Source organism: Streptomyces sp. So13.3, from assembly GCF_005860785.2.
GTDB lineage: Bacteria > Actinomycetota > Actinomycetes > Streptomycetales > Streptomycetaceae > Actinacidiphila > Actinacidiphila fildesensis.
The window spans coordinates 5,653,524-5,677,474 of record NZ_CP048835.1 but is presented as its reverse complement, the minus strand read 5'-3'; the positions used below and the strand labels follow the sequence as shown (position 1 = coordinate 5,677,474).

At 67.1% G+C, this 23,951-nt stretch carries 36 protein-coding genes; 2 read left to right on the top strand and 34 right to left on the bottom strand.

The features are described 5' to 3' along the window. Positions 1-6 precede the first annotated feature (6 nt). Complete coding sequence (gene coaA, locus C8250_RS25725) at positions 7-993, top strand: type I pantothenate kinase (protein ID WP_244809352.1); 987 nt, start codon at positions 7-9, stop codon at positions 991-993. A gap of 71 nt (positions 994-1,064) precedes the next feature. Here the strand turns inward: coaA and glmM are convergent, their stop codons facing one another. The 4 genes from glmM to C8250_RS25705 all read right to left on the bottom strand — a co-directional run bounded on the left by glmM (position 1,065) and on the right by C8250_RS25705 (position 5,474). Next, positions 1,065-2,423 carry a phosphoglucosamine mutase gene (gene glmM, locus C8250_RS25720; RefSeq protein ID WP_138352924.1) on the bottom strand — a complete coding sequence of 453 codons (1,359 nt, stop codon included), beginning with the start codon at positions 2,421-2,423 and terminating at the stop codon, positions 1,065-1,067. Positions 2,424-2,540: 117 nt separating this feature from the next. Next, positions 2,541-3,089 carry a 30S ribosomal protein S9 gene (gene rpsI / locus C8250_RS25715; RefSeq protein ID WP_138352923.1) on the bottom strand — a complete coding sequence of 183 codons (549 nt, stop codon included), beginning with the start codon at positions 3,087-3,089 and terminating at the stop codon, positions 2,541-2,543. 42 nt (positions 3,090-3,131) lie between these two features. Then, on the bottom strand, positions 3,132-3,575 hold the full coding sequence (rplM, locus tag C8250_RS25710) for a 50S ribosomal protein L13 (protein WP_138352922.1): 444 nt from the start codon (positions 3,573-3,575) through the stop codon (positions 3,132-3,134). A gap of 279 nt (positions 3,576-3,854) precedes the next feature. After that, positions 3,855-5,474 (bottom strand): ATP-binding cassette domain-containing protein, encoded by a 1,620-nt coding sequence (locus tag C8250_RS25705; RefSeq protein ID WP_138352921.1) that lies wholly within the window; start codon positions 5,472-5,474, stop codon positions 3,855-3,857. Positions 5,475-5,598: 124 nt separating this feature from the next. On the opposite strand from C8250_RS25705, the gene C8250_RS25700 reads away from it, so the two are divergent. After that, positions 5,599-6,822, top strand: coding sequence for a hypothetical protein (locus C8250_RS25700; RefSeq protein ID WP_187144983.1), 1,224 nt, complete (start codon positions 5,599-5,601; stop codon positions 6,820-6,822). 10 nt (positions 6,823-6,832) lie between these two features. Here C8250_RS25700 and truA read toward each other — a convergent pair whose 3' ends face one another. From truA to rplD, 30 genes are all read right to left on the bottom strand, one after another. Continuing rightward, a complete protein-coding gene (gene truA / locus C8250_RS25695; protein WP_138352920.1) occupies positions 6,833-7,678 on the bottom strand; it encodes a tRNA pseudouridine(38-40) synthase TruA in 846 nt (281 codons plus the stop codon). Positions 7,679-7,784: 106 nt separating this feature from the next. After that, a complete protein-coding gene (gene rplQ / locus C8250_RS25690) occupies positions 7,785-8,303 on the bottom strand; it encodes a 50S ribosomal protein L17 (protein WP_138352919.1) in 519 nt (172 codons plus the stop codon). A gap of 152 nt (positions 8,304-8,455) precedes the next feature. Beyond that, the gene (locus C8250_RS25685; protein WP_033177813.1) at positions 8,456-9,478 is read right to left on the bottom strand and encodes a DNA-directed RNA polymerase subunit alpha; all 1,023 of its coding nucleotides are present in this window, start codon (positions 9,476-9,478) and stop codon (positions 8,456-8,458) included. Between the two features lie 116 nt (positions 9,479-9,594). After that, positions 9,595-10,221: a 30S ribosomal protein S4 gene (gene rpsD / locus C8250_RS25680; protein ID WP_138352918.1), complete on the bottom strand. Its 627-nt coding sequence runs from the start codon at positions 10,219-10,221 to the stop codon at positions 9,595-9,597. Between the two features lie 26 nt (positions 10,222-10,247). Further along, positions 10,248-10,652 (bottom strand): 30S ribosomal protein S11, encoded by a 405-nt coding sequence (gene rpsK, locus C8250_RS25675; protein WP_138352917.1) that lies wholly within the window; start codon positions 10,650-10,652, stop codon positions 10,248-10,250. Between the two features lie 99 nt (positions 10,653-10,751). Then, positions 10,752-11,132, bottom strand: coding sequence for a 30S ribosomal protein S13 (rpsM, locus tag C8250_RS25670; RefSeq protein WP_138352916.1), 381 nt, complete (start codon positions 11,130-11,132; stop codon positions 10,752-10,754). 173 nt (positions 11,133-11,305) lie between these two features. Then, positions 11,306-11,419 (bottom strand): 50S ribosomal protein L36, encoded by a 114-nt coding sequence (rpmJ, locus tag C8250_RS25665; protein ID WP_003956441.1) that lies wholly within the window; start codon positions 11,417-11,419, stop codon positions 11,306-11,308. Between the two features lie 59 nt (positions 11,420-11,478). Beyond that, the gene (gene infA, locus C8250_RS25660) at positions 11,479-11,700 is read right to left on the bottom strand and encodes a translation initiation factor IF-1 (protein WP_014047798.1); all 222 of its coding nucleotides are present in this window, start codon (positions 11,698-11,700) and stop codon (positions 11,479-11,481) included. 287 nt (positions 11,701-11,987) lie between these two features. Beyond that, entirely contained in the window at positions 11,988-12,824 is an 837-nt protein-coding gene (gene map, locus C8250_RS25655) for a type I methionyl aminopeptidase (protein ID WP_138352915.1), read from the bottom strand. Positions 12,825-12,914: 90 nt separating this feature from the next. Beyond that, a complete protein-coding gene (locus tag C8250_RS25650; RefSeq protein WP_138352914.1) occupies positions 12,915-13,574 on the bottom strand; it encodes an adenylate kinase in 660 nt (219 codons plus the stop codon). After that, positions 13,574-14,887 carry a preprotein translocase subunit SecY gene (gene secY, locus C8250_RS25645; protein ID WP_138352913.1) on the bottom strand — a complete coding sequence of 438 codons (1,314 nt, stop codon included), beginning with the start codon at positions 14,885-14,887 and terminating at the stop codon, positions 13,574-13,576. The genes C8250_RS25650 and secY overlap by 1 nt, the downstream gene beginning before the upstream one ends. A 316-nt stretch (positions 14,888-15,203) precedes the next feature. After that, a complete protein-coding gene (rplO, locus tag C8250_RS25640; protein WP_138352912.1) occupies positions 15,204-15,668 on the bottom strand; it encodes a 50S ribosomal protein L15 in 465 nt (154 codons plus the stop codon). A 1-nt stretch (position 15,669) separates the two neighbouring features. Further along, on the bottom strand, positions 15,670-15,852 hold the full coding sequence (gene rpmD / locus C8250_RS25635) for a 50S ribosomal protein L30 (protein WP_138352911.1): 183 nt from the start codon (positions 15,850-15,852) through the stop codon (positions 15,670-15,672). Beyond that, positions 15,852-16,454, bottom strand: coding sequence for a 30S ribosomal protein S5 (gene rpsE / locus C8250_RS25630; RefSeq protein WP_138352910.1), 603 nt, complete (start codon positions 16,452-16,454; stop codon positions 15,852-15,854). Before rpsE ends, rpmD begins: the two co-directional genes overlap by 1 nt. A gap of 43 nt (positions 16,455-16,497) precedes the next feature. Continuing rightward, positions 16,498-16,881 carry a 50S ribosomal protein L18 gene (rplR, locus tag C8250_RS25625; RefSeq protein ID WP_138352909.1) on the bottom strand — a complete coding sequence of 128 codons (384 nt, stop codon included), beginning with the start codon at positions 16,879-16,881 and terminating at the stop codon, positions 16,498-16,500. Positions 16,882-16,883: 2 nt separating this feature from the next. Beyond that, positions 16,884-17,423 carry a 50S ribosomal protein L6 gene (gene rplF / locus C8250_RS25620; protein ID WP_138352908.1) on the bottom strand — a complete coding sequence of 180 codons (540 nt, stop codon included), beginning with the start codon at positions 17,421-17,423 and terminating at the stop codon, positions 16,884-16,886. Positions 17,424-17,444: 21 nt separating this feature from the next. Continuing rightward, complete coding sequence (rpsH, locus tag C8250_RS25615) at positions 17,445-17,843, bottom strand: 30S ribosomal protein S8 (RefSeq protein WP_138352907.1); 399 nt, start codon at positions 17,841-17,843, stop codon at positions 17,445-17,447. A gap of 220 nt (positions 17,844-18,063) precedes the next feature. Further along, entirely contained in the window at positions 18,064-18,249 is a 186-nt protein-coding gene (locus C8250_RS25610; RefSeq protein WP_073492416.1) for a type Z 30S ribosomal protein S14, read from the bottom strand. 2 nt (positions 18,250-18,251) lie between these two features. Next, entirely contained in the window at positions 18,252-18,809 is a 558-nt protein-coding gene (gene rplE, locus C8250_RS25605) for a 50S ribosomal protein L5 (RefSeq protein ID WP_138352906.1), read from the bottom strand. Next, positions 18,809-19,132, bottom strand: coding sequence for a 50S ribosomal protein L24 (gene rplX / locus C8250_RS25600; RefSeq protein WP_138352905.1), 324 nt, complete (start codon positions 19,130-19,132; stop codon positions 18,809-18,811). The genes rplE and rplX overlap by 1 nt, the downstream gene beginning before the upstream one ends. A 3-nt stretch (positions 19,133-19,135) precedes the next feature. Beyond that, the gene (rplN, locus tag C8250_RS25595; protein WP_073492414.1) at positions 19,136-19,504 is read right to left on the bottom strand and encodes a 50S ribosomal protein L14; all 369 of its coding nucleotides are present in this window, start codon (positions 19,502-19,504) and stop codon (positions 19,136-19,138) included. A gap of 97 nt (positions 19,505-19,601) precedes the next feature. Further along, positions 19,602-19,886: a 30S ribosomal protein S17 gene (gene rpsQ, locus C8250_RS25590; RefSeq protein ID WP_138352904.1), complete on the bottom strand. Its 285-nt coding sequence runs from the start codon at positions 19,884-19,886 to the stop codon at positions 19,602-19,604. Beyond that, positions 19,886-20,113, bottom strand: coding sequence for a 50S ribosomal protein L29 (gene rpmC / locus C8250_RS25585; RefSeq protein WP_138352903.1), 228 nt, complete (start codon positions 20,111-20,113; stop codon positions 19,886-19,888). The genes rpsQ and rpmC overlap by 1 nt, the downstream gene beginning before the upstream one ends. Beyond that, positions 20,113-20,532: a 50S ribosomal protein L16 gene (rplP, locus tag C8250_RS25580; protein ID WP_138352902.1), complete on the bottom strand. Its 420-nt coding sequence runs from the start codon at positions 20,530-20,532 to the stop codon at positions 20,113-20,115. Before rplP ends, rpmC begins: the two co-directional genes overlap by 1 nt. A gap of 4 nt (positions 20,533-20,536) precedes the next feature. Then, the gene (gene rpsC / locus C8250_RS25575; protein ID WP_138352901.1) at positions 20,537-21,376 is read right to left on the bottom strand and encodes a 30S ribosomal protein S3; all 840 of its coding nucleotides are present in this window, start codon (positions 21,374-21,376) and stop codon (positions 20,537-20,539) included. Further along, positions 21,376-21,723: a 50S ribosomal protein L22 gene (gene rplV / locus C8250_RS25570; RefSeq protein ID WP_138352992.1), complete on the bottom strand. Its 348-nt coding sequence runs from the start codon at positions 21,721-21,723 to the stop codon at positions 21,376-21,378. Before rplV ends, rpsC begins: the two co-directional genes overlap by 1 nt. 43 nt (positions 21,724-21,766) lie before the next feature. Further along, positions 21,767-22,048, bottom strand: coding sequence for a 30S ribosomal protein S19 (rpsS, locus tag C8250_RS25565; protein ID WP_138352900.1), 282 nt, complete (start codon positions 22,046-22,048; stop codon positions 21,767-21,769). Between the two features lie 12 nt (positions 22,049-22,060). Beyond that, positions 22,061-22,897, bottom strand: a complete 837-nt coding sequence (gene rplB / locus C8250_RS25560; RefSeq protein ID WP_138352899.1) for a 50S ribosomal protein L2 — start codon at positions 22,895-22,897, stop codon at positions 22,061-22,063. Positions 22,898-22,936: 39 nt separating this feature from the next. Continuing rightward, positions 22,937-23,272 (bottom strand): 50S ribosomal protein L23, encoded by a 336-nt coding sequence (gene rplW / locus C8250_RS25555; RefSeq protein WP_138352898.1) that lies wholly within the window; start codon positions 23,270-23,272, stop codon positions 22,937-22,939. Then, positions 23,272-23,949, bottom strand: coding sequence for a 50S ribosomal protein L4 (gene rplD, locus C8250_RS25550; protein WP_138352897.1), 678 nt, complete (start codon positions 23,947-23,949; stop codon positions 23,272-23,274). Before rplD ends, rplW begins: the two co-directional genes overlap by 1 nt. Positions 23,950-23,951: the final 2 nt, after the last annotated feature.

The window sequence follows — 23,951 nt, the reverse complement described above, 5'->3', positions numbered from 1 at the left end:
GGGCGTGTGCCGACCACCGATCAGCAGCAGCGCCGACGCGCCGAGATCAGCCCGTACGTGGACCTCAGCCGCGCGGAGTGGAGCGCGCTGCGGGAGCGGACGCCACTGCCGCTGACCGCCGACGAGGTGGAGCGGCTGCGGGGCCTGGGCGACGTCATCGACCTGGACGAGGTCGTGGACGTGTATCTGCCGCTGTCCCGGCTGCTCAATCTGTACGTGGCCGCCCACAGCGGCCTGCGGGGCGCCCTGAACACCTTCCTGGGCGACGCGGGCAACGGGCAGGGCGAACAGCCCGGCACCCCGTTCGTCATCGGGGTGGCGGGGAGCGTCGCCGTCGGGAAGTCGACCACCGCCCGTATCCTGCGCGCGCTGCTGGCCCGCTGGCCCGAGCACCCGCGGGTCGAGCTGGTGACCACCGACGGTTTCCTGCTGCCCAACGCCGAACTGCACCGCCGCGACCTGATGTCGCGCAAGGGCTTCCCGGAGTCCTACGACCGGCGCGCGCTGACCCGCTTCGTCGCCGATGTGAAGGCGGGCAAGGACGAGGTGACCGCACCCGTCTACTCGCACCTGATCTACGACATCGTCCCCGGGGAGCGCCTGACGGTGCGCCGGCCCGACATCCTCATCGTCGAGGGCCTGAACGTGCTGCAGCCGGCGCTACCCGGCAAGGACGGCCGCACCCGTGTCGGCCTCGCCGACTTCTTCGACTTCAGCGTGTACGTCGACGCGCGTACCGAGGACATCGAGCAGTGGTACCTCGGCCGGTTCCGCAAGCTCCGTGAGACGGCGTTCCAGAACCCGTTCTCGTACTTCCGCAAGTACACGCAGGTCTCGGAGGCGGAGGCGATGGAGTACGCCCGGCTGATGTGGCGGACCGTCAACAAGCCCAACCTGCAGCAGAATGTGCTGCCGACGCGCAGCCGCGCCACGCTGGTGCTCCGCAAGGGCCCGCAGCACAAGGTCCAGCGGCTGTCGCTGCGCAAGCTCTGAACTCACCGCGCACCGAACGCGCGCCGCCCGCCCGGGAATCCGGGCGGGCGGCGCTACTTTCGCGACACGCCCTAGCCGAGGACGGACTTCACGACGTCGGCCAGCCGGCCCGCGACCGCGCGGGCGTGGTCGATGTCGGCGGCCTCGACCATGACGCGGACCAGCGGCTCGGTGCCGGAGGAACGCAGCAGGACCCGTCCGGTGGTGCCCAGTTCGCGCTCGGCCTCGGCGACCGCGGCCGCCAGCTCGGGAGCGGTGTTGACCCGGCTCTTGTCGACGTCCGGAACGTTCACCAGCACCTGCGGGAGCCGCTGCATGACGCCGGCCAGATCGGCCAGCGTGCGGCCGGTGGCGGCGACGCGGGCGGCCAGCATGAGGCCGGTCAGCGTGCCGTCGCCGGTCGTGGCGTGGTCCAGGATGATGACGTGGCCGGACTGCTCGCCGCCCAGCGCGTAGCCGTGCTCCTTCATCGACTCCAGCACATAGCGGTCACCGACCGCCGTCTCGACGAGGTGGATGCCCTCGCGTTCCATCGCCAGCTTGAAGCCGAGGTTGGACATGACGGTGCCGACCACGGTGTTCTCCCGCAGCCCGCCCCGCTCGCGCAGGTCCAGGGCCAGCACGGCCAGGATCTGGTCGCCGTCGACCTCGTCGCCGTCGGCGTCGATGGCCAGGCAGCGGTCCGCGTCGCCGTCATGGGCGATGCCGAAGTCCGCGCCGTGCTCGACGACGGCGGCCTTGAGCAGTTCGAGGTGCGTGGAGCCGCAGCCGTCGTTGATGTTCAGGCCGTCGGGCTGGGCGCCGATCGTGATGATCTCGGCGCCGGCCCGGGAGAACGCCTCGGGCGACACCCAGGCGGCGGCGCCGTGCGCCTCGTCCAGGACGATCTTCAGTCCGTCGAGGCGGTTCGGCAGCACCCCCATGAGGTGCGCGACGTACTGGTCGAAGCCCTCGGTGTAGTCCTTCACGCGGCCGACGCCGGAACCGGTCGGCCGGTCCCAGGGCTCGCCCGCGCGGTGCTCCTCGTAGGTCTTCTCGATGCGCTCTTCGAGCTCGTCGTCGAGCTTGTGGCCGCCGCGGGCCAGGATCTTGATGCCGTTGTCCGGCATCGCGTTGTGGCTGGCGGAGAGCATCACGCCGAGGTCGGCACCCAGCGCACCGGTGAGATACGCCACCGCTGGGGTGGGCAGCACACCGACCCGCAGGACGTCCACGCCCGCGCTCGCGAGGCCCGCCACGATGGCGGCCTCCAGAAACTCCCCCGAAGCACGCGGATCGCGTCCGACCACGGCCACCGGCCGATGACCCTGGAACGAGCCCGCCTCAGCGAGCACATGAGCCGCCGCGACGGACAGGCCGAGCGCCAGCTCGGCGGTCAGGTCCGCGTTGGCGACGCCGCGCACGCCGTCCGTGCCGAAGAGTCGTCCCACTGTTATTCCTCCGAGTATGGGAACCATGGGCGTTACCGACAGATATACGCCCTGGGCACTAAAAAGCGAACGCCCCGGAGGCGCACAAAGTGCCTCCGGGGCGAACGCCGAGCGTGATTAGCGCTTGCTGAACTGCGGCGCCTTACGGGCCTTCTTCAGACCGGCCTTCTTGCGCTCGACCGCACGGTCGTCACGCGTCAGGAATCCGGCCTTCTTGAGGGCGGCGCGGTTGTTGTCCGTGTCCGCCTCGTTCAGCGCACGGGCAACACCCAGGCGCAGCGCACCGGCCTGGCCGGAGATGCCGCCGCCACCGATACGCGCGATGACGTCGTAGCGGTTGTCCAGCTCAAGGAGCTTGAACGGCTCGTTGACTTCCTGCTGGTGCACCTTGTTCGGGAAGTAACCCTCGAGGGTGCGACCGTTGATCTTCCACTTGCCAGAGCCCGGCACGATGCGGACACGGGCGATGGACTGCTTGCGGCGGCCGGTGCCGGCTGCCGGCTGCGGGTCGCCGAAGCGGCCCGCGAGAGACTCGGAGGTGTACTCCTCCGGAGCCTCGGACTCCGAGGTGTACTCCGTAGGAGCCTCCTCGGACCCGAAGGCCTCAACGGTCTCGGTGGTGTCGTCAGCCTCGACGACGGGGGCCTCGGTAGTGGTCTCAGCCACGATTCTCCTCAGATGCTTTCTGCTGGTAGCTGGTGGCCGGGACTACTGCGAGACCTGGCTGATCACGAACGGGACCGGCTGCTGCGCAGCGTGCGGGTGCTCGGCACCCGCGTAGACCTTCAGCTTCGAGAGCATCTGACGGCCCAGGGTGTTCTTCGGGACCATGCCCTTGATGGCCTTCTCGACGGCCTTCTCGGGGTTCTTGTCGAGCAGCTCGTCGTAACGGACGGAGCGCAGACCACCCGGGAAGCCAGAGTGGCGGTAGGCCATCTTCTGGGACTTCTTGTTGCCGGACAGGTGAACCTTGTCGGCGTTGATGATGATGACGAAGTCACCGGTGTCAACGTGCGGGGCGTACACAGGCTTGTGCTTGCCCCGGAGAAGGTTCGCGGCCTGAGAGGCCAGACGGCCCAGGACAACGTCCTGCGCGTCGATGACGTGCCACTGGCGAGTTACATCGCCGGGCTTGGGGCTGAACGTACGCACGGTCGTAGCCTTCGCTTCTTCAGAGAGTGGAGTCCTGACAAGGCCACCCGGACGATCACGACAGCCCTGGCGGTACTCGGGGACGCAACCCGGTACTGCCGCTGGTGTTCGGCCCGGCGGACCGGCGTAAGGGCCTCTCACGTGAGAACGAGCAAGCCAATACGCATAACGAACTCGCAGAATACCCGGCTTCGACCGTACGGGTCAAAACGCGGCCCAATGCCCTGGTCAGGAGCTTGTCGTCAGCCGTCCGTCACCTGGTCGTCACCGCCCGCGGCCCTACCGTTTGCGCTCCACCCGGCGCTCGTCCCAGACCGGCTCCGTCGACTCGCGGACGAATCCGTCCGAGCCGAAGACCAGATAGCGGTCGAAGGACCGGGCGAACCAGCGGTCGTGGGTCACCGCGAGCACCGTGCCGTCGTAGGCCTCCAGGCCCTCCTGGAGGGCCTCGGCGCTCTCCAGGTCAAGGTTGTCCGTCGGCTCGTCCAGCAGGAGCGCGGTGGTACCCGCCAGCTCCATCAGGAGGATCTGGAAGCGGGCCTGCTGGCCCCCGGAGAGGCTGCCGAAGTTCTGGTCGCCCTGCCGTTCCAGCTCGTAGCGGCGCAGCACGCCCATCGCCCGGCCGCGGTCGTGCGCGTTCTCGGTCCACAGGATGTCGACCAGCGAGCGCCCCTCCAGCTCCGGGTGCGCGTGGGTCTGCGCGAAGTGACCGGGCACCACCCGGGCGCCGAGCTTCCAGGAACCGGTGTGCCGGACGTCCTGGCCGGCCAGCAGCCGCAGGAAGTGTGATTTACCCGACCCGTTGGAGCCGAGCACCGCGACCCGCTCGCCGTAGTAGATCTCCAGGTCGAACGGCTGCATCAGCCCCGTGAGCTCCAGCCCCTCGCAGGTCACCGCCCGCACCCCGGTACGGCCGCCGCGCAGCCGCATCTTGATGTCCTGCTCGCGCGGCGGCTCCTGAGGGGCACCCGCGTCCTCGAAGCGCTTCAGCCGGGTCTGGGCCGCGTGGTACCGCGACGCCATGTCCGGACTGATCGCGGCCTGCTGGCGCAGCCGGAAGACCATCTGTTTGATCTTGGTGTGTTCTTCCTCCCACCGGCGCCGCAGCTCCTCGAACCGCGCGAAGCGGTCCTTGCGCGCCTGGTGGTACGTGCCGAAGCCGCCGCCGTGCACCCAGACGTCGGAGCCCGCGGGCCCCGGCTCGACGCTGACGATGCGCTCGGCGGAGCGGGCCAGCAGCTCCCGGTCATGGGAGACGAACAACACGGTCTTCTTGGTCTGCGCGAGCTGTTCCTCCAGCCAGCGCTTGCCGGGTACGTCCAGATAGTTGTCCGGCTCGTCCAGCAGCAGCACCTCGTCGGTGCCGCGCAGCAGGGCCTCCAGCACCAGGCGCTTCTGCTCACCGCCGGAGAGCGTCTTGACCTCGCGCCACTGCGCCCGCTCGTACGGGACGCCCAGTGCGGACAGGGTGCACATGTCCCACATGTTCTCGGCCTCGTAGCCGTGCGCCTCCGCCCAGTCGCTGAGCGCGTGCGCGTAGGCCATCTGGGCCGGTTCGTCGTCCTGCGCCATGATCGCCAGCTCGGCCGCGTCGACGGCCTTCGCGGCCGTCCTGATCCGCGCCCGCGATACGGAGACCAGCAGGTCCCGGACCGTCCGGTCGTCCCGGACCGAACCCACGAACTGCGGCATGACGCCGAGCCCGCCGCTGATGGTCACCGAGCCGCCGTCCGGCTTGAGCTCTCCCGAGATCAGCCGCAGCAGGGTCGTCTTGCCCGCGCCGTTCGCCCCGACCAGAGCGACCTTGGCGCCTTCTCCCACCCGGAACGAGACGTCGCCGAGCAGCACCCGTCCATCCGGAAGGTAGTACTCCAGGTGTGCCGCCTCTACATGTCCCATAGCTCTGGATTCTCGCCCCTGCCAGGGCCCGGGCCCAAACCGATTTCCAGCACCCGGACAGCGGTGCCCGGGACCGCCCGGATCGGGCGTCCGCGTCACCCGTTCGCCGAATATGATGCGCGTCATGACTGATGGGCCCACGCCTCCCCACGACCCGCGCCAGGGCTTCACGGCGCCCACCCCGCCCGAGTCCGGGGGCGAGGGCCGGCGCGAGGTGCTGGAGGGGCGGGTCATCCCGTCCCGGCCGCTCCCCTACCAGGCCGGGCCGCCCGCGGCGGGCGCCCCGCAGCCACCGCGGATACCCGACGGCACGGCACCGCAGGCACCGGCGCAGCCGGACCCGTACGGCCCCGGAGCACAGGCCCGGCCCCCGGCCGGCGCCCAACAGCCCGAGCGGGCTCAGCAGCAGGCCCAGCAGCCCCCGCAGGGCGACCCCGGCGCACCGCAGGCTCCCGCCTGGGCCCCGCCGACGAGCGGCCTCGGCGCCGCCGGCGCCCCGCCGGCCTTCCCCCAGCAGTCGCAGGGCCCGGCGGCCGGCCCCGGCGCCTTCCCGCAGGCCCCGCAGTCCAACGCCCCCGACTGGGGAGCGCTCGCCGCGCAGCGCGAGGCCGCGGCGAAGCGCCGCAAGCTGTTCATGGTCGGTGGCGGAGCGCTCGCCGCGGTGGCCGTCGCGGGGATCGTCGCGGCCGCCGTCGTGGCGTCCAACAAGAGCGACGGCAAGCCGAAGGCGGGCCCCACCACCACGGCGCCCTCCCAGCCGCTGCCGCCCGAGCCGTCCTTCTCCTCGGTCGCGCCGCCGCCCCCGAAGAACCCGCTGGACTACATCTCCACGGCCAAGAAGGACACCGCCCCCATCAGCGCGGAGACCCTCTTCCCCGGCAAGCTGATGACCATCGCGGGCCGCACGTACACCAGGACCGCCGGCACCCAGACGACGAGCTGCGCCGCGGCGGCCACCGACGGCCTCGCCACCGCGCTGCCGCAGAACCACTGCCGCCAGGTGATCCGGGCGACGTACGTGCTGGGCGGCTCGGCGGTCACCGTCGGCGTCGCGGTCTTCGACGACAAGGCGCCGGCCGACAAGGCCAAGGCCACCCTGCACTTCCTGCTGCCGCTGAACGGCGGCGGAGTCGCCGCGTTCTGCCACAACGTGTCCTGCTGGACGACCTCCAACGCGGTCGGCCGCTACGCCTACTACACGATCTCCGGGCCCAAGAACGGCACGACCGCGACCAGCGCCGACACCGCGTCCAAGCAGGCCGGGATCGACGCGTCGAACTTCGCCTTCGAGCGCATCGTGCAGCGCGGCAAGGACGCGGCGGCGCGCGACACGGCCGCCGGGAACTGACGGCGGCCGCTCAGAGGCAGCCGGGCAGCGTCCGCAGATTGCGGGCCAGCAGGTTGCGGGCCGCGAGCTGGTCGTCCGCCGGGTAGCCGACCTCCTCCAGCGTCAGCCCGTGCGGGCGCACCACATTGACCGCGGAGTTGCGGACCCCGGCGGCCAGCACCTCGCCGGGGAACTCCGCCGGCCGGTGCCCGTCCCCGACCAGCAGCATGGAGCCGACCAGCGCCCGCACCATGTTGTGGCAGAACGCGTCGGCCCGCACGGTCGCGACGGCGATCCCGTCGGGCGTGCGCTCCCAGTGCAGATCGAGCAGCTTGCGGATGGTCGTCGCACCCTCGCGCTTCTTGCAGTACGCCGCGAAATCGTGCTCGCCCAGCAGCTTCCCTGCCGCCTCGTTCATGAGGTCCACGTCCAGCGGCCGGTCGTGCCACAGCACGTGCCCGCGCAGCAGCGGGTCGACCCCGGCCTGCTGGTCGCCGACCCGGTACGCGTAACGCCGCCAGACGGCCGAGAACCGGGCGTTGAAGGCCCGCGGGGCCACGGCGACCCGCCACACCCGCACGTCCTGCGGCAGCTTGCCTGCGAGCCGTCTGAGCAGCTTCTCGCCGTGCTCGGCCCACACGTCCTCGGCCAGGTCCAGGTGCGCGACCTGGCCGCGCGCGTGCACTCCCGCGTCCGTGCGGCCGGCCACCGTCAGGGAGACCGGTTCCCGCAGCCGCATGACGGTCTGCAGCGCCGCCTCCAGGTCGCCCTGCACGGTGCGCCGGGTCCGCTGCTTCGCCCAGCCGGAGAATTCGGCCCCGTCGTACGACAGGTCCAGCCGCACCCGTACGAAACCGGGCTCCACCTCGTCGCTCACCGTGCGGTCCTCTCGTGCCGATGGTGCTGATCATGCCGTGCATGCGGAACGGGCCCGCCCCCAGAAGCTGGGAGCGGGCCCGTCCGTAGTACGCCGAACGCCTGGATCAGGCGTCCTTCGACTCCTCGTCGGCCTTCTCGGCCGGCTTGGCGTCCTCGACGACCTCGTCGGACTTCGCCTCGACGGCGTCGTCCTTCTTGAGGGTGTCTTCCTTCACCGCGCGCTTCGTCGCGGCTTCGGCCTCACCGGTGGCGGCCTGGGCCACGGTCAGGGCCTCGACCAGCTCGATGACCGCCATCGGGGCGTTGTCGCCACGACGGTTGCCGATCTTGGTGATACGCGTGTAACCACCGGGGCGGTTCTCGTAGCGCGGGCCGATCTCCGTGAAGAGCGTGTGCACGATGCTCTTGTCGGTGATGGTGGCCAGCACCTGGCGACGGTTGTGGATGTCGCCCTTCTTCGCCTTGGTGATGAGGCGCTCCGCGACCGGACGCAGACGACGCGCCTTGGCCTCGGTGGTGGTGATGCGGCCGTGCTCGAACAGCGCCTTCGCAAGGTTCGCGAGCAGGTGACGCTCGTGCGCGGCGCTGCCGCCCAGACGGGCACCCTTGGCGGGCTGAGGCATGGTCTTTCTCCTTCTTTTCTGCACCGGCCGGATCAGGTACCGGTGTCAGTGTCCGACGGGCGTGTGCCTGCCAGAAGTCCTTGCCGAACCGCGCGGAGGCGGGGACCAGCGGGGTGAACCGCGGTCGGGCCCGCCTCCGCGACGGAGTCGGATCAGTACTGCTCGGTCTCCACGAAGCCGGCGTCCACGTCGTCGTCGGCGCCGAAGGCGTCGGCGGCGGCGGTGGGGTCGAATCCGGGCGGGCTGTCCTTGAGGGCCAGGCCCATGCCGGCCAGCTTCGCCTTGACCTCGTCGATCGACTTCGCACCGAAGTTGCGGATGTCGAGCAGGTCGGCCTCGGAGCGGGCGACGAGCTCACCCACGGAGTGGATGCCCTCGCGCTTGAGGCAGTTGTACGAACGAACGGTGAGCTCGAGCTCCTCGATCGGCAGCGCCAGATCGGCGGCCAGAGCGGCGTCCGTCGGGGACGGGCCCATGTCGATGCCCTCGGCGTCGACGTTGAGCTCGCGGGCCAGGCCGAACAGCTCGACCAGGGTCTTACCGGCCGACGCCATGGCGTCGCGCGGGCGCATGGCCTGCTTGGTCTCGACGTCGACGATCAGCTTGTCGAAGTCGGTGCGCTGCTCGACACGGGTCGCCTCGACCTTGTACGTGACCTTGAGCACCGGGCTGTAGATGGAGTCGACCGGGATACGGCCGATCTCCTGGCCCTGCTGCTTGTTCTGGACGGCGGAGACGTAGCCGCGACCGCGCTCGACGGTCAGCTCCATCTCCAGCTTGCCCTTGGCGTTCAGGGTGGCCAGAACCAGGTCGGGGTTGTGCACCTCGACACCGGCCGGGGGCGCGATGTCGGCGGCGGTGACGACACCCGGGCCCTGCTTGCGCAGGTACATCACGACGGGCTCGTCGTGCTCCGAGGAGACGACGAGCTGCTTGATGTTGAGGATGACGTCGGTCACGTCCTCCTTGACGCCCGGCACGGTGGTGAACTCGTGCAGAACGCCGTCGACCCGGATGCTGGTGACAGCGGCACCGGGGATCGAGGAGAGAAGCGTGCGGCGAAGGGAATTTCCGAGGGTGTAGCCGAAGCCCGGCTCCAGCGGCTCGATCACGAACCGGGAGCGGAATTCGTCGACGACCTCTTCGGTCAGCGACGGACGCTGAGCGATAAGCATGATGTTCCTCCAGTCATCGGCATCCGCTATTTGATGCCGAGGGGTACTGCAAGGGTACGGGCGGCAGGACCCGGTTGGGTTCTGCCGCCCGTATCGCTGAGCTTTCGCTCCAAGGACTACTTGGAGTAGAGCTCCACGATCAGCTGCTCCTGGACCTGCGTGTCGATAACAGGCCGCTCGGGCAGCGAGTGCACGAGGATCCGGAGCTTCGACGGGATCGACTCGAGCCACGCGGGCACGGTCTTCTCGCCGGCCTCGGCGGCAGCGACCACGAACGGGGTCATCTGACGCGAGGACTCACGAACCTCGACGATGTCGTTCACAGCCACGCGAGCCGACGGGATGTCGGTCTTGCGGCCGTTCACGGTGATGTGTCCGTGACGAACCAGCTGACGGGCGTGGTCGCGGGACTTGGCGAAGCCGGCCCGGTAGACCACGTTGTCGAGACGGATCTCAAGGATGCGCAGAAGGTTCTCACCGGTCTTGCCGGACTTCTGGTTCGCTTCCTTGTAGTAGTTCACGAACTGCTTCTCGAGTACACCGTAGATACGGGCACACTTCTGCTTCTCGCGAAGCTGAAGGAGGTACTCGCTGTCCTTGGTGCGCCCGCGGCCGTGCTCACCCGGGGGGTAAGGACGGATCTCGATCGGGCACTTTGCGCTCTCGCACTTGCTGCCCTTGAGGAACAGCTTCTGCTTCTCCCGACGGCAACGCTTGCAGTCGGCCCCGGTGTAACGCGCCATATTGTCTTGTCTCCTACTTCAGGTGGTCAGACGCGGCGGCGCTTGGGCGGGCGGCATCCGTTGTGCGGAGTGGGGGTGACGTCCTGAATCGAGCCGACCTCGAGGCCAGTGGCCTGGAGGGAGCGGATCGCGGTCTCACGGCCGGAGCCGGGACCCTTGACGAAGACGTCGACCTTGCGCATGCCGTGCTCCTGCGCGCGACGGGCAGCCGATTCGGCAGCCATCTGTGCGGCGAACGGAGTCGACTTGCGCGAGCCCTTGAAGCCGACATGGCCGGCAGAGGCCCAAGCGATCACGTTGCCCGAGGGGTCCGTGATCGAGACGATCGTGTTGTTGAACGTGCTCTTGATGTGGGCGTGCCCATGAGCGACGTTCTTCTTTTCCTTGCGGCGCACCTTCTTGACTGCGCCCTGACGGCCCTTCGGAGGCATGTATTACTCCCGTGGAGGTGGTCGGTCCTGAGCGAACCGCTTTCTTCTGCGGAGATCCGGGGTCGCCCCCCGGCGGCACCGCAGTTGCGTCCGCTAGGACTACTTCTTGCCCGGCTTCTTCTTACCGGCGATGGCGCGACGCGGACCCTTACGGGTACGAGCGTTGGTGTGCGTGCGCTGACCGTGGACCGGAAGGCCACGACGGTGACGCAGACCCTGGTAGCAGCCGATTTCCACCTTGCGGCGGATGTCGGCCTGCACCTCGCGACGGAGGTCACCCTCGGTCTTGAAGTTGGCGTCCACGTAGTCGCGGAGCTTGACGAGGTCTTCCTCGGCAAGGTCGCGAACGCGGATGTCGGGGTTCACACCAGTGTTCTTCAGGGTCTCCTGGGCACGGGTGCGACCGATGCCGAAGACGTAGGTGAGGGCGATCTCCACGCGCTTCTCACGCGGGAGGTCAACGCCGGAAAGGCGTGCCATTCATGGCTCCTGTTGATTCGGAGGTCTTCCGCAGTACCGTTCCCGGCCGCCGTACGAGGTACGTTCCGGGTCCTCGGCCCCCGCCGAAGGTGTCGTCCCGGCGTACCGGGACGGGTGACTGCGTAATTACTGTGTGTGCGTCGCGGGAAGAACTGCGAGTTGCAGGTCGTGCGTCAGCCCTGGCGCTGCTTGTGGCGCAGGTTGTCGCAGATGACCATGACCCGACCGTGACGGCGGATCACCTTGCACTTGTCGCAGATCTTCTTGACGCTCGGCTTGACCTTCATGTGATGTCAGGTTCTCCGGGTCGTGCCATCGCCCCACGGGAGCGGGGCAGCAGCGAGATCTACTTGTAGCGGTAGACGATCCGTCCGCGCGTCAAGTCGTAGGGAGACAGCTCCACAACGACCCTGTCATCGGGAAGGATGCGGATGTAGTGCATACGCATCTTGCCACTGATGTGCGCGAGGACCTTGTGACCGTTCTGGAGCTCCACCCGGAACATCGCGTTCGGGAGAGACTCGATCACGGTGCCCTCGATTTCGATGGCACCTTGCTTCTTGGCCACGCTTCGCCCTTCGAATCGGCTACCTTGATCGGCTCAGGTAAATCACGCAGACGTGCGGGTATACATGAGCCGACGTGTCAGTCTACGGCAGGCACCCCGGAATGACGAATCCGGGGTAGATGCCCACGTTGGGTGATCGTTACTCCACCCGGCCCAACAGCGTCCGACGATCGTCCGGACTCACCCGAGCGGGTCGAATCCTCTTCACGCCGCTCTCGCGGGCTCGGCGCCGGAGCGCCTCACAAGCTTCGAGCGGCTGCGTCCGACCCCGTCCGCCGGGCCTCGGCTCACCCGAGCGGGTCGGGGGCCGCCGTGATCCCGTACTCCGCCAGCTTCGCCTTGCCGCCGTCGACGGCGGTGAGCACCAGCGGGCCCTGCTCGGTCAGCGCGATCGAGTGCTCCCAGTGACTGGACCAGGACCCGTCGTCGCTCTTGACCGTCCACTCGTCCTCGAGGACGTGGGTGTGCGGGGTGCCGAGGGTGACCATCGGCTCGATCGCCAGGCAGACACCCGGCACCAGCTTGATGCCCCGGCCGCGCTTCTTGTTGACGTAGTTCAGCAGATGCGGGTCCATGTGCATCTCGGAGCCGATGCCGTGGCCGCCGTACTCCTCGACGATGCCGTACTTGCCGGACGCCGGCCGCGGCTGGCGGCGGATGTAGCCCTCGATCGCCGCCGAGACGTCGGAGAGCCGGTTGCCCTTCTTCATCGCGGCGATACCGGCCCACATGGACTCCTCGGTCACCCGGCTGAGCTCGATGAGCTCCGGAGCGTGACCGGTGCCCACGAAGGCCGTGAAGGCCGCGTCGCCGTGCCAGCCGTCGATGATGGCGCCCGCGTCGATGGAGATGAGGTCGCCGTCCTTCAGGACGGTCTCCCGGTCCGGGATGCCGTGCACCACAACATCGTTGACCGAGGTGCAGATGTTGCCGGTGAAGCCGCCGTACCCGAGGAAGTTCGGCTTGGCACCGTGCTCGGCGATCACCTTCGCGGCGATCTCGTCGAGCTCCTTGGTGCTCACGCCCGGAACCGCGGCCTCGCCGCACGCCCGGTGGATGGCCGCGACGACCAACCCCGCCTCGCGCATCTTGGCGATCTGCTCCGGGGTCTTGATCTCGACCATGCCTGTGGCCCTCTCTGAAAAAGTCGTCACTCAAACAGTACGGCCGCGGTGCCACCTGGGCACCGCGGCCGACCTGTGTACGTGTGGGTACTACGCGCTCTTGTTGCTCTTCAGTGCGTCCATCGCCCGCTGGGTGACTTCCGCGACCGGACCGAGCGCCGAGATCGTCGCCACCAGGTCCTGCTGCCGGTAGTAGTCGATGATCGGCTCGGTCTCCCGGTGATAGACGGCGAGGCGGTTGCGCACGGTCGCCTCGGAGTCGTCGTCACGCTGGTAGAGCTCGCCGCCGCACTCGTCGCACACACCCTCGACCTCGGGCTTCTTGTACGTGATGTGGAACGTGTGCGCCGTGTCCTTGCGGCAGGTGCGCCGGCCGGCGATGCGCTTGACGACCTCGTCCTCCGGGACCTCCAGGTCCAGGACCCCGTCGAGCGCGATACCGCGCTCGACCAGGAAGGCGTCGAGCGCCTCGGCCTGGTGGACGTTGCGCGGGAAACCGTCGAGCAGGAAGCCGCCCTCGGTGTCCGGCTCGTCGAGCCGGTCCTTCGCCATCCCGATGGTCACTTCGTCGGGCACCAGGTTGCCGGCGTCCATGTAGGACTTCGCCTGCTTGCCCAGGGCGGTGCCCTGGCTGATGTTCGCGCGGAAGAGGTCGCCCGTCGAGATGTGCGGGATCGACAGGTTCTTGGCGAGGAACGCAGCCTGCGTACCCTTGCCGGCCCCAGGCGGCCCGACGAGGACGATTCGCATCAGCGGAGGAACCCTTCGTAGTTGCGCTGCTGGAGCTGGCTCTCGATCTGCTTCACGGTCTCCAGGCCGACACCCACGATGATCAGGATGCTGGTCCCGCCGAACGGGAAGTTGGTGCTGCCGTTGAACAAGGCGATGGCAACGGTGGGAACGAGAGCGATGAGCCCCAGATACAGCGATCCCGGCCACGTGATCCTGTTCAACACGTAGCTCAGGTATTCAGCAGTAGGTCGACCGGCCCGGATGCCCGGGATGAAGCCACCATACTTCTTCATATTGTCGGCGACTTCCTCGGGGTTGAACGAGATCGCGACGTAGAAGAAGGCGAAGAAGACGATCAGCAGGAAGTAAGCGGCCAGGTAGGCGGGGTGATCGCCCTTGGTCAGGTTGACGCTGACCCACTGGGCCCACGGTGCTGTCGACCCGCTGAACTGAACGACGAGGGCCGGAATGTAGAGCAACGACGAGGCGAAGATGACGGGAATCACACCCGCCTGGTTCACCTTGAGCGGGATATACGTGGACGTTCCGCCGTAGGACCGCCGGCCGATCATGCGCTTCGCGTACTGCACCGGGATCCTGCGTTGCGCCTGTTCGACGAAGACCACAAGGGCCACCATCACCAGGCCGATCAGGATGACGATGAAGAACTCGAACCAGCCGCCCATGATCTTGCCGGAGCTCTTGATGGACCACAGGGCGCCCGGGAAGCCGGCCGCGATCGAGACGAACATCAGGATCGACATACCGTTGCCGATGCCGCGGTCGGTGATCAGCTCGCCGAGCCACATGATCATCACGGTACCGGCGGTCATCGTGACCACCATCGTGACGGTGGTGAAGATCGACTTGCTGGAGATGATGTCGTAGCGCTGGGTGCAGCTGGAGAAGAGGCTGCCGCCGCGGGCGGTGGCCACCAGGCCGGTGCCCTGCAGGATCGCCAGCGCCACGGTCAGGTATCGGGTGTACTGCGTGATCTTCGCGGTGCCCGCCTGGCCCTCCTTCTTGAGGGCTTCGAGGCGTGGGATCACCACGGTCAGCAGCTGCAGGATGATGCTCGCCGTGATGTACGGCATGATCCCGAGCGCGAAGATGGTCAGCTGGAGCAGTGCACCACCGCTGAAGAGGTTGACCAGGCTGAAGAGGCCCTGCCCGCCGCCCGCGTCCTTGATGCACGCGTTGACGACCTTGTAGTCCACCCCTGGCACCGGGACGTGCGCCCCGAGCCGGAACAGCACCATGATGCCCAGCGTGAACAGCAGCTTCTTGCGCAGGTCAGGCGTTTTGAACGCCTGGGCGAACGCGGTGAGCACGGTGCCTCCTGCACCTTCCGCGCAGCAGGGCGGAAGGGTCGGTCGAGATGGTCTGTCACGGACGGCGGATCACCGGCCGGGATGGGGCGCGAGGACAGTCTGCGGGCAGTTTCGCCAGTCGACCCAACGGACTCTAACAGCGCGTGGCGGTCCGTATGAAGCGCGTGTCTCCCCCAGTTGGCGATCGCCACCCGGTAGAGACACGTCAGGGTCGTACTTGCGCAGTTTGTCCTTCGGTGCCTGCTACCGAATCGGGCCCGTCCCTCCGAGGAGGAACGGGCCCGATTCGGTCGCTGTCAGCAGCAGTCGCCGAGACTCAGATGAGCTCGGTGACGGTGCCGCCGGCAGCAGCGATCTTCTCCTTGGCGGAGCCGGAGACGGCGTCAACCGAAACCTGCAGCGCCACGGTGATCTCGCCGGTGCCGAGCACCTTGACGAGCTGGTTCTTACGTACCGCGCCCTTGGCGACCAGATCGGCCACCGTGACCTCTCCACCCTCGGGGTAGAGGGCGGTGAGCTTGTCCAGGTTCACGACCTGGAACTCGACGCGGAACGGGTTCTTGAAGCCCTTGAGCTTCGGCAGGCGCATGTGGAGGGGCATCTGCCCACCCTCAAAGCGAGCCGGAACCTGGTAACGGGCCTTCGTGCCCTTGGTACCACGACCAGCGGTCTTACCCTTGGACGCCTCGCCACGACCCACACGGGTCTTGGCGGTCTTGGCACCCGGGGCGGGACGCAGGTTGTGGACCTTCAGGGGGTTCTGCGGGTTCTCAGCACCCATGTCAGTCAACCTCCTCGACCGTGACGAGGTGGCGGACGGTCTGGACCATTCCGCGAATCTCCGGACGGTCCTCCTTGACCACCACGTCGTTCAGGCGCTTGAGCCCGAGCGAACGCAGGGTGTCACGGTGGTTCTGCTTGCTACCGATGTAGGACTTGATCTGCGTGACCTTGAGGCGAGCCATCAGGCACCCACCCCGGCACGTGCACGCAGCAGAGCTGCGGGCGCGACGTCCTCCAGCGGCAGGCCACGACGGGCAGCGATCTCCTCGGGGCGCTGAAGGCCCTGAAGCGCGGCCACCGTGGCGTGCACGATGTTGATCGCGTTGTCCGAGCCGAGGCTCTTGGACAGAACGTCGTGGATACCGGCGCACTCGAGTACGGCGCGCACCGGGCCACCGGCGATAACACCGGTACCGGGGGAAGCAGGCTTGAGCAGAACGACGCCCGCGGCCTTCTCGCCCTGGATCGGGTGCGGGATGGTGCCCTGGATGCGGGGAACCTTGAAGAAGTTCTTCTTCGCTTCCTCGACACCCTTGGCGATGGCGGCCGGAACTTCCTTGGCCTTGCCATAACCGACACCGACGGTGCCGTCACCATCGCCCACCACGACCAGCGCGGTGAAGCTGAAGCGACGACCACCCTTGACTACCTTGGCGACGCGGTTGATCGCGACAACACGCTCGACGTAGGCGGTCTTCTCGGCCTGCTGGCCGTCCCGCCCAGACTTACGGTCACGCCGCTCGCCGCCACCGGCACCGCTGCCGCGGCGCTGGGGTCCAGCCATTGGAATTACCTCTCTTCGTTGATCCGCTAGCTGCGGGACGAACTCAGAACTCGAGTCCGGCTTCGCGGGCGGCGTCCGCAAGGGCGGCAATGCGCCCTGCGTACTGATTGCCGCCACGGTCGAATACGACAGTCTCAATACCCGCGGCCTTGGCACGCTCGGCCACGAGCTGGCCGACCTGCTTCGCCTTGGAGGACTTGTCGCCTTCGCCGCCACGGATGGACGGGTCGAGGGTCGACGCCGACGCGAGGGTGTGCCCCGCGAGGTCGTCGATAACCTGCGCCACGATGCCGCGGTTGGACCTGGTCACGACGAGACGCGGACGCGCCTCCGTGCCCGAGATCCGCTTGCGGACGCGGATGTGGCGACGCTTGAGAGCCGCGCCCTTGTAAGCCTTGCCCTTGGCGATCTTCACACCGTATGCCATGGCTACTTACCAGCCTTTCCGACCTTGCGGCGGATGACTTCGCCCGCGTACTTAACACCCTTGCCCTTGTACGGGTCGGGCTTCCGCAGCTTGCGGATGTTCGCGGCTACCTCGCCGACCTTCTGCTTGTCGATTCCCTCGACACTCAGCTTGGTCGGCGACTCCACCTTGAACGAGATGCCCTCCGGCGGCTCGATCACGACGGGGTGGCTGTAGCCCAGGGCGAACTCCAGATTGGAGCCCTTCGCCTGGACGCGGTAGCCGACGCCGTTGATCTCGAGCGCCTTGCTGTAACCCGCGGTCACGCCAGTGATCATGTTCGCCACCAGCGTGCGGGACAGGCCGTGCAGGGCCTTCGAAACACGCTCGTCGTTAGGACGCGACACGATGAGCGTGCCGGTCTCGTCCTTGGCGACATCGATCGGGGCAGCGACGGTGTGGGAAAGGGAACCCTTGGGGCCCTTCACCGAGACCGTACGGCCGTCGATGGTGACGTCCACGCCGGCGGGAACCGGGATGGGCAGCTTGCCGATGCGCGACATTGCAATGCCTCCTGTTCCCGATTACCAGACGTAGGCGAGGACTTCCCCACCTACGCCCTTCTTGCTGGCCTGCTGGCCGGTGAGGAGACCGTGGGACGTGGAGATGATCGCCACGCCCAGGCCGCCGAGCACCTTGGGCAGATTGGTGGACTTTGCGTAGACCCGAAGGCCCGGCTTGCTGATGCGCTTGATGCCGGCGATCGAGCGCTCACGGCTCGGACCGAACTTCAGCTCGAGGATGAGGTTCTTGCCAACCTCGGCATCCTCGACCTTCCAGCCGGTGATGTAACCCTCCTGCTGGAGGATCTCCGCGATGTGCGACTTGATCTTGCTGAACGGCATCACGACGTCATCGTGATACGCCGAGTTCGCATTACGCAGACGGGTGAGCATGTCTGCGATGGGGTCGGTCATGGTCATGAGTTGGCCCTAGGCCTCTCTCGCCGGGGTTTCCATTGCGCCATCCTTCTCCCCGAGCAAAGTCGGGACGGGTGCGGCGCGGGGACCTACGGCGTAGTAAGTCGGTCATGGGCGACAGGGCGCCCAACCCCTCTACCTTACGGCAGACGGGGAGGGCATCCTGCCGTCCAGATGCTTACCGAGAGTTCCTGGTCACCGGATTCCCCGAAGGGAACCGGATCTACCAGGAGCTCTTGGTCACGCCCGGCAGCTCGCCACGGTGAGCCATCTCACGAAGGCACACGCGGCAGAGGCCGAACTTGCGGTAGACAGAGTGCGGCCGGCCACAGCGCTGGCAGCGGTTGTAACCGCGCACAGCGAACTTGGGCTTGCGAGCGGCCTTAGCGATCAGAGCCTTCTTCGCCACGGTCACATCTCCTTGAACGGGAAGCCGAGGTGACGAAGCAGGGCACGACCCTCGTCGTCGTTGGTCGCCGTGGTAACCACGGTGATGTCCATGCCCCGGACCCGGTCGATCTTGTCCTGGTCGATCTCGTGGAACATGACCTGCTCCGTGAGACCGAAGGTGTAGTTGCCCCGGCCGTCGAACTGCTTCGGCGACAGGCCGCGGAAGTCACGGATACGCGGCAGTGCGAGTGACAGCACGCGGTCCAGGAACTCCCACATACGGTCACCGCGGAGGGTGACGTGGGCGCCGATCGGCTGGCCCTCACGCAGCTTGAACTGCGCGATGGACTTGCGGGCCTTGGTGACCTGCGGCTTCTGGCCGGTGATCGTGGCGAGGTCGCGAATCGCGCCCTCGATCAGCTTGGAGTCGCGGGCGGCGTCGCCCACACCCATGTTGACCACGATCTTGGTCAGACCCGGGATCTGCATGACGTTCTCGAAAGAGAACTCCTCGTGCAGCTTGCCCGAGATTTCCTCGCGGTAGCGCGTCTTCAGACGCGGCGTGGTGGTGGCAGTCATCAGATGTCCTCACCCGTCCGCTTGGCAACGCGGATCTTGTTGCCTTCGTCGTCGAAGCGGTAACCGACGCGGGTAACGACCTTCTTGCCGTCCTTCTCCACGATCAGCTGAACATTGCTGATGTGAATCGGGGCCTCGGTCGTGATGATCCCACCGGTCTTGCTACCGCGGTCGGACTGGCCGGCCTTGGTGTGCTTCTTGACCCGGTTGACACCCTCGACGAGGACACGGCTCTCAGTGGGGTAGGCCACAATGACCTTGCCCTGCTTGCCGCGGTCCTTACCGGTGATGACCTGGACCAGGTCGCCCTTCTTGATCTTCATCGGTTACAGCACCTCCGGCGCGAGAGAAACGATCTTCATGAACTTCTTCTCGCGCAGCTCACGGCCCACCGGGCCGAAGATACGGGTGCCGCGGGGGTCGCCGTCGTTCTTCAGAATGACGGCGGCGTTCTCGTCGAACCGGATGTACGAGCCGTCTGCGCGACGGCGCTCCTTGACGGTCCGGACGATGACCGCCTTGACGACCTCGCCCTTCTTCACGTTGCCACCGGGGATCGCGTCCTTGACGGTGGCAACGATGACGTCACCGATTCCCGCGTAGCGGCGACCCGAACCACCGAGAACACGGATGCAAAGGATTTCCTTCGCACCAGTGTTGTCGGCGATCCGCAGTCGCGACTCCTGCTGGATCACGTCTATCTCCTGTTTGTCGCGTCGGTTCCCGGTAGGGGCGGGTTGCCCCGCCCCTACCGAGCCTGACGGAACGGTCCTGAGGGAAAGCCCTCAGGGATTACTTGGCCTTCTCGAGGATCTCCACGACGCGCCAGCGCTTGGTGGCAGAGGTCGGCCGGGTCTCCATGAGGAGGACACGGTCGCCGATGCCGGCAGCGTTCTGCTCGTCGTGCGCCTTGAGCTTGTTGGTGCGCCGGATGACCTTGCCGTACAGGGCGTGCTTCACACGGTCCTCGACGGCGACCACTACGGTCTTGTCCATCTTGTCGCTGACCACAAGGCCCTCACGGGTCTTGCGGAAGCCGCGCTGCTCGGAGGTCTCAGTCACATTCTTCTCGCTCATCAGGCGCTCTCCACCGTCTCGATGCCCAGCTCGCGCTCGCGCATCAAGGTGTAGATCCGGGCGATGTCCTTGCGGACGACCTTGAGCCGGTTGTTGTTCTCGAGCTGTCCCGTGGCCGCTTGGAAGCGGAGGTTGAACAGCTCCTCCTTGGCTTCGCTCAGCTTGGCGAGGAGTTCCTCGTCGCCCAGCGTGCGCAGCTCGGTGGCCTTAGTGGTGCCGGCCGCCATCACGATTCACCTGCCTCGCGCCGCACAATGCGGCACTTCATCGGAAGCTTGTGGGCGGCGCGGGTGAGCGCCTCCTTGGCAACCTTCTCGTTCGGGAAGGACAGCTCGAACATCACCCGACCGGGCTTGACGTTCGCGATCCACCACTCCGGCGAACCCTTACCGGAACCCATGCGGGTCTCAGCAGGCTTCTTGGTCAGCGGACGGTCCGGGTAGATGTTGATCCAGACCTTGCCGCCGCGCTTGATGTGACGGGTGATGGAGATACGAGCGGACTCGATCTGCCGGTTCGTCACATAGGCCGGGGTGACGGCCTGCAGGCCGTACTCACCGAACGCGAGTTCGGTGCCGCCCTTGGCCATGCCCGAGCGCTTCGGGTGGTGCTGCTTGCGGTGCTTGACCCTGCGGGGGATCAGCATTGGGTCAGGCCTCCGTTCCGGGAGTGTCCGCAGCCGGAGCCTCGACAGCGGCGGGGGCCTCGGCCTTGGGAGCCGAACCGCCGTCCGTCTGGGGCTTACGGCCGCGGCCGCCGCGCTCGCCACCGCGGCGCTGCGGACGGTCGGTTCCACCGGCGCCGGGACCACGCGACGGGCGGTTGCCCGCACGGGCCGCGGCGTTGTCGGCGCGAACCTCTGCGATGTTCTTGACGTTGCCCTTGTAGATCCACACCTTCACACCGATGCGGCCGAAGGTGGTCTTGGCCTCGAAGAAGCCGTAGTCCACGTTGGCGCGCAGGGTGTGCAGCGGCACACGGCCTTCGCGGTAGAACTCAGAGCGGGACATCTCGGCGCCGCCGAGACGGCCACCGCACTGGATCTTGATGCCCTTGGCGCCGGCCTTCATGGTGCCCTGCATGCTCTTACGCATGGCACGACGGAAGGAGACACGCGAGGAGAGCTGCTCGGCGACGGCCTGGGCCACCAGCTGAGCGTCCATCTCGGGGTTCTTGACCTCGAGGATGTTCAGCTGCACCTGCTTGCCGGTCAGCTTCTCCAGGTCGCCGCGGATGCGGTCGGCCTCGGCACCACGACGGCCGATGACGATGCCGGGACGCGCGGTGTGGATGTCCACACGCACGCGGTCACGGGTGCGCTCGATCTCAACCTTCGAGATGCCGGCGCGCTCCATGCCCTGCGTCATCATCTTGCGGATGGCGACGTCTTCCTTGACGTAGTCCTTGTACAGCTTGTCGGCGTACCAACGAGACTTGAAGTCCGTGGTAATTCCGAGCCGGAACCCGTACGGGTTAACCTTCTGGCCCATTACCGGGTCCCTTCCTTGCTGCTGACGACCACGGTGATGTGGCTGGTCCGCTTGCGGATCCGGTAGGCACGGCCCTGGGCACGCGGACGGAACCGCTTCAGGGTCGGACCTTCGTCGACATACGCCTCAGTGATGACGAGAGACTCGGCATCGGAGTGGTCGTAGTTGTGCGCGGCGTTGGCAATGGCGCTGTCAAGCACCTTGCCCACCGGCACGCTCGCGGCCTGCGGGGCGAAACGCAGGACCGCCTGAGCCTCCGTGGCATTCATGCCACGGATGAGGTCCACCACGCGGCGGGCCTTCATGGGCGTGACGCGGATGTACCGCGCCTGGGCCCTGGCTTCCATGGTTGTCCCTTCGGTGTCAGTCATAGTCTTCGCACTCCGCCGATCAGCGACGCTTCGTCTTGCGGTCGTCCTTGACGTGGCCGCGGAACGTGCGGGTCGGCGAGAATTCGCCGAGCTTGTGGCCGACCATGGACTCGGTGACGAACACCGGGACGTGGATCTTGCCGTTGTGCACCGCGATCGTGTGGCCCAGCATCGCCGGAATGATCATGGAGCGGCGGGACCAGGTCTTGATGACGTTGTGGGTGCCTGCCTCGTTCTGTACGTCCACCTTCTTGATGAGGTGGTCGTCGACGAAGGGCCCCTTCTTGAGACTGCGCGGCATCTAAACCTGCTCCTAGCGCTTCTTGTTCGTCTTGCGGCGGCGGACGATGTACTTGCTGCTTGCCTTCTTCGGCGAGCGAGTACGACCCTCCTTCTGACCCCACGGGGAGACCGGGTGGCGACCACCGGAGGTCTTACCCTCACCACCACCGTGCGGGTGGTCGACAGGGTTCATCGCGACACCGCGGACGGTCGGGCGGACGCCCTTCCAGCGCATACGGCCGGCCTTGCCCCAGTTGATGTTCGACTGCTCGGCGTTGCCGACCTCGCCAACAGTGGCGCGGCAGCGGACGTCGACCAGGCGGACCTCACCGGACGGCATACGAAGGGTGGCCATGGAGCCCTCCTTCGCCAGCAGCTGGACCGAAGCACCCGCGGAACGGGAGATCTTCGCACCGCCGCCGGGACGCAGCTCGATAGCGTGGATGGTCGTACCCACCGGGATGTTGCGCAGCGGGAGGTTGTTGCCCGGCTTGATGTCGGCCGTGGGGCCGTTCTCAACCCGGTCGCCCTGGCTCAACTTGGCCGGGGCAATGATGTAGCGCTTCTCGCCGTCTGCGTAGTGCAGCAGCGCGATGCGTGCGGTGCGGTTCGGGTCGTACTCGATGTGAGCGACCTTCGCCGGAACGCCGTCCTTGTCATGACGACGGAAGTCGATGACTCGGTAAGCACGCTTGTGACCGCCACCCTGGTGGCGAACAGTGATGCGACCCGAGCTGTTACGCCCGCCCTTGCTGTGCAGGGGGCGGACCAGCGACTTCTCCGGCGTGGACCGCGTGATCTCGACGAAGTCGGCGACGCTGGAGCCACGACGGCCCGGCGTCGTCGGCTTGTACTTGCGGATACCCATTTCTCAGTCCTCGTCCGATATCGGACGACACGGACTCCGTTAGGAGACCGGGCCGCCGAAGATGTCGATTCGGTCGCCCTCAGCGAGGGTCACGATGGCGCGCTTGGTGTCCTTGCGCTTGCCGAAACCGGTCTTGGTGCGCTTGCGCTTACCCTGCCGGTTGATCGTGTTGACCCCGGTGACCTTGACCGAGAAGACCGCCTCGACGGCCTGCTTGATCTGGGTCTTATTGCTGCCCGGCGCGACGATGAACGTGTACTTGTTCTCGTCCAGGAGCGCGTAGCTCTTCTCGGAAACCACCGGCTTGACCAGGATGTCACGGGGGTCCGTGAAGGTCTTGCTGGTGACGACCGCGGCGGTTTTGGTCTCACTCATCAGGCGTCGTTCCCTTCGAGCTCATCCTCGGAGGCAACGGCCTTGGCGGACGCGGCGGGACCCGCCACGAAACGCTCGAAGGCATCCTTCGTGAAGACCACTTCGTCGGAGACGAGCACGTCGTAGGTGTTCAGCTGACCGGCTTCCAGGATGTGGACCTGGGGCAGGTTGCGGGCGGACAGCCACGCGGCCTCGTCAGCGCGCTCGACGACCAGGAGCACGTTCTTACGCTCCGAGATCTTGCCGAACAGCGTCTTGGCGGACTTCGTGGAAGGCGTCGTGCCCTCGATCACGCCGGAAACGACGTGAATGCGGGAGTGACGCGCCCGGTCGGTCAGGGCGCCGAGGAGGGCGGCCCGGATCATCTTCTTCGGCGTCCGCTGGGAGTAGTCACGCGGCTTCGGACCGTGGACGACGCCACCGCCCGCGAACTGCGGAGCGCGGGTCGAACCCTGGCGGGCGCGGCCGGTGCCCTTCTGGCGGTAAGGCTTGCGCCCACCACCGCGGACCTCGCCGCGACGCTTGGTGCTGTGCGTGCCCTGACGGGCGGCAGCGAGCTGCGCCACGACGACCTGGTGGATCAGCGGAATGCTGACCTTGGCGTCGAAGATCTCGGCGGGAAGCTCAAGGCTCCCGGTCTTGTCGCCCGCGGGCGACAGGATGTCAATGGTGCTCATAT

Bases quoted from the DNA above. Each gene is read 5' to 3' on its own strand.
- C8250_RS25705 (WP_138352921.1), bottom strand. From the start codon at position 5,474: ATGGGACATGTAGAGGCGGCACACCTGGAGTACTACCTTCCGGATGGA.
- C8250_RS25700 (WP_187144983.1), top strand. From the start codon at position 5,599: ATGACTGATGGGCCCACGCCTCCCCACGACCCGCGCCAGGGCTTCACG.
- rplQ (WP_138352919.1), bottom strand. From the start codon at position 8,303: ATGCCTCAGCCCGCCAAGGGTGCCCGTCTGGGCGGCAGCGCCGCGCAC.
- C8250_RS25685 (WP_033177813.1), bottom strand. From the start codon at position 9,478: ATGCTTATCGCTCAGCGTCCGTCGCTGACCGAAGAGGTCGTCGACGAA.
- rpsD (WP_138352918.1), bottom strand. From the start codon at position 10,221: ATGGCGCGTTACACCGGGGCCGACTGCAAGCGTTGCCGTCGGGAGAAG.
- rpsK (WP_138352917.1), bottom strand. From the start codon at position 10,652: ATGCCTCCGAAGGGCCGTCAGGGCGCAGTCAAGAAGGTGCGCCGCAAG.
- rpsM (WP_138352916.1), bottom strand. From the start codon at position 11,132: ATGGCACGCCTTTCCGGCGTTGACCTCCCGCGTGAGAAGCGCGTGGAG.
- rpmJ (WP_003956441.1), bottom strand. From the start codon at position 11,419: ATGAAGGTCAAGCCGAGCGTCAAGAAGATCTGCGACAAGTGCAAGGTG.
- map (WP_138352915.1), bottom strand. From the start codon at position 12,824: ATGGTCGAGATCAAGACCCCGGAGCAGATCGCCAAGATGCGCGAGGCG.
- C8250_RS25650 (WP_138352914.1), bottom strand. From the start codon at position 13,574: ATGCGAATCGTCCTCGTCGGGCCGCCTGGGGCCGGCAAGGGTACGCAG.
- rplO (WP_138352912.1), bottom strand. From the start codon at position 15,668: ATGGGTGCTGAGAACCCGCAGAACCCCCTGAAGGTCCACAACCTGCGT.
- rpmD (WP_138352911.1), bottom strand. From the start codon at position 15,852: ATGGCTCGCCTCAAGGTCACGCAGATCAAGTCCTACATCGGTAGCAAG.
- rpsE (WP_138352910.1), bottom strand. From the start codon at position 16,454: ATGGCTGGACCCCAGCGCCGCGGCAGCGGTGCCGGTGGCGGCGAGCGG.
- rplR (WP_138352909.1), bottom strand. From the start codon at position 16,881: ATGGCATACGGTGTGAAGATCGCCAAGGGCAAGGCTTACAAGGGCGCG.
- rplF (WP_138352908.1), bottom strand. From the start codon at position 17,423: ATGTCGCGCATCGGCAAGCTGCCCATCCCGGTTCCCGCCGGCGTGGAC.
- rpsH (WP_138352907.1), bottom strand. From the start codon at position 17,843: ATGACCATGACCGACCCCATCGCAGACATGCTCACCCGTCTGCGTAAT.
- rplE (WP_138352906.1), bottom strand. From the start codon at position 18,809: ATGACTGCCACCACCACGCCGCGTCTGAAGACGCGCTACCGCGAGGAA.
- rplX (WP_138352905.1), bottom strand. From the start codon at position 19,132: ATGAAGATCAAGAAGGGCGACCTGGTCCAGGTCATCACCGGTAAGGAC.
- rpsQ (WP_138352904.1), bottom strand. From the start codon at position 19,886: ATGAGCGAGAAGAATGTGACTGAGACCTCCGAGCAGCGCGGCTTCCGC.
- rpmC (WP_138352903.1), bottom strand. From the start codon at position 20,113: ATGGCGGCCGGCACCACTAAGGCCACCGAGCTGCGCACGCTGGGCGAC.
- rplP (WP_138352902.1), bottom strand. From the start codon at position 20,532: ATGCTGATCCCCCGCAGGGTCAAGCACCGCAAGCAGCACCACCCGAAG.
- rpsC (WP_138352901.1), bottom strand. From the start codon at position 21,376: ATGGGCCAGAAGGTTAACCCGTACGGGTTCCGGCTCGGAATTACCACG.
- rplV (WP_138352992.1), bottom strand. From the start codon at position 21,723: ATGGAAGCCAGGGCCCAGGCGCGGTACATCCGCGTCACGCCCATGAAG.
- rpsS (WP_138352900.1), bottom strand. From the start codon at position 22,048: ATGCCGCGCAGTCTCAAGAAGGGGCCCTTCGTCGACGACCACCTCATC.
- rplB (WP_138352899.1), bottom strand. From the start codon at position 22,897: ATGGGTATCCGCAAGTACAAGCCGACGACGCCGGGCCGTCGTGGCTCC.
- rplW (WP_138352898.1), bottom strand. From the start codon at position 23,272: ATGAGTGAGACCAAAACCGCCGCGGTCGTCACCAGCAAGACCTTCACG.
- rplD (WP_138352897.1), bottom strand. From the start codon at position 23,949: ATGAGCACCATTGACATCCTGTCGCCCGCGGGCGACAAGACCGGGAGC.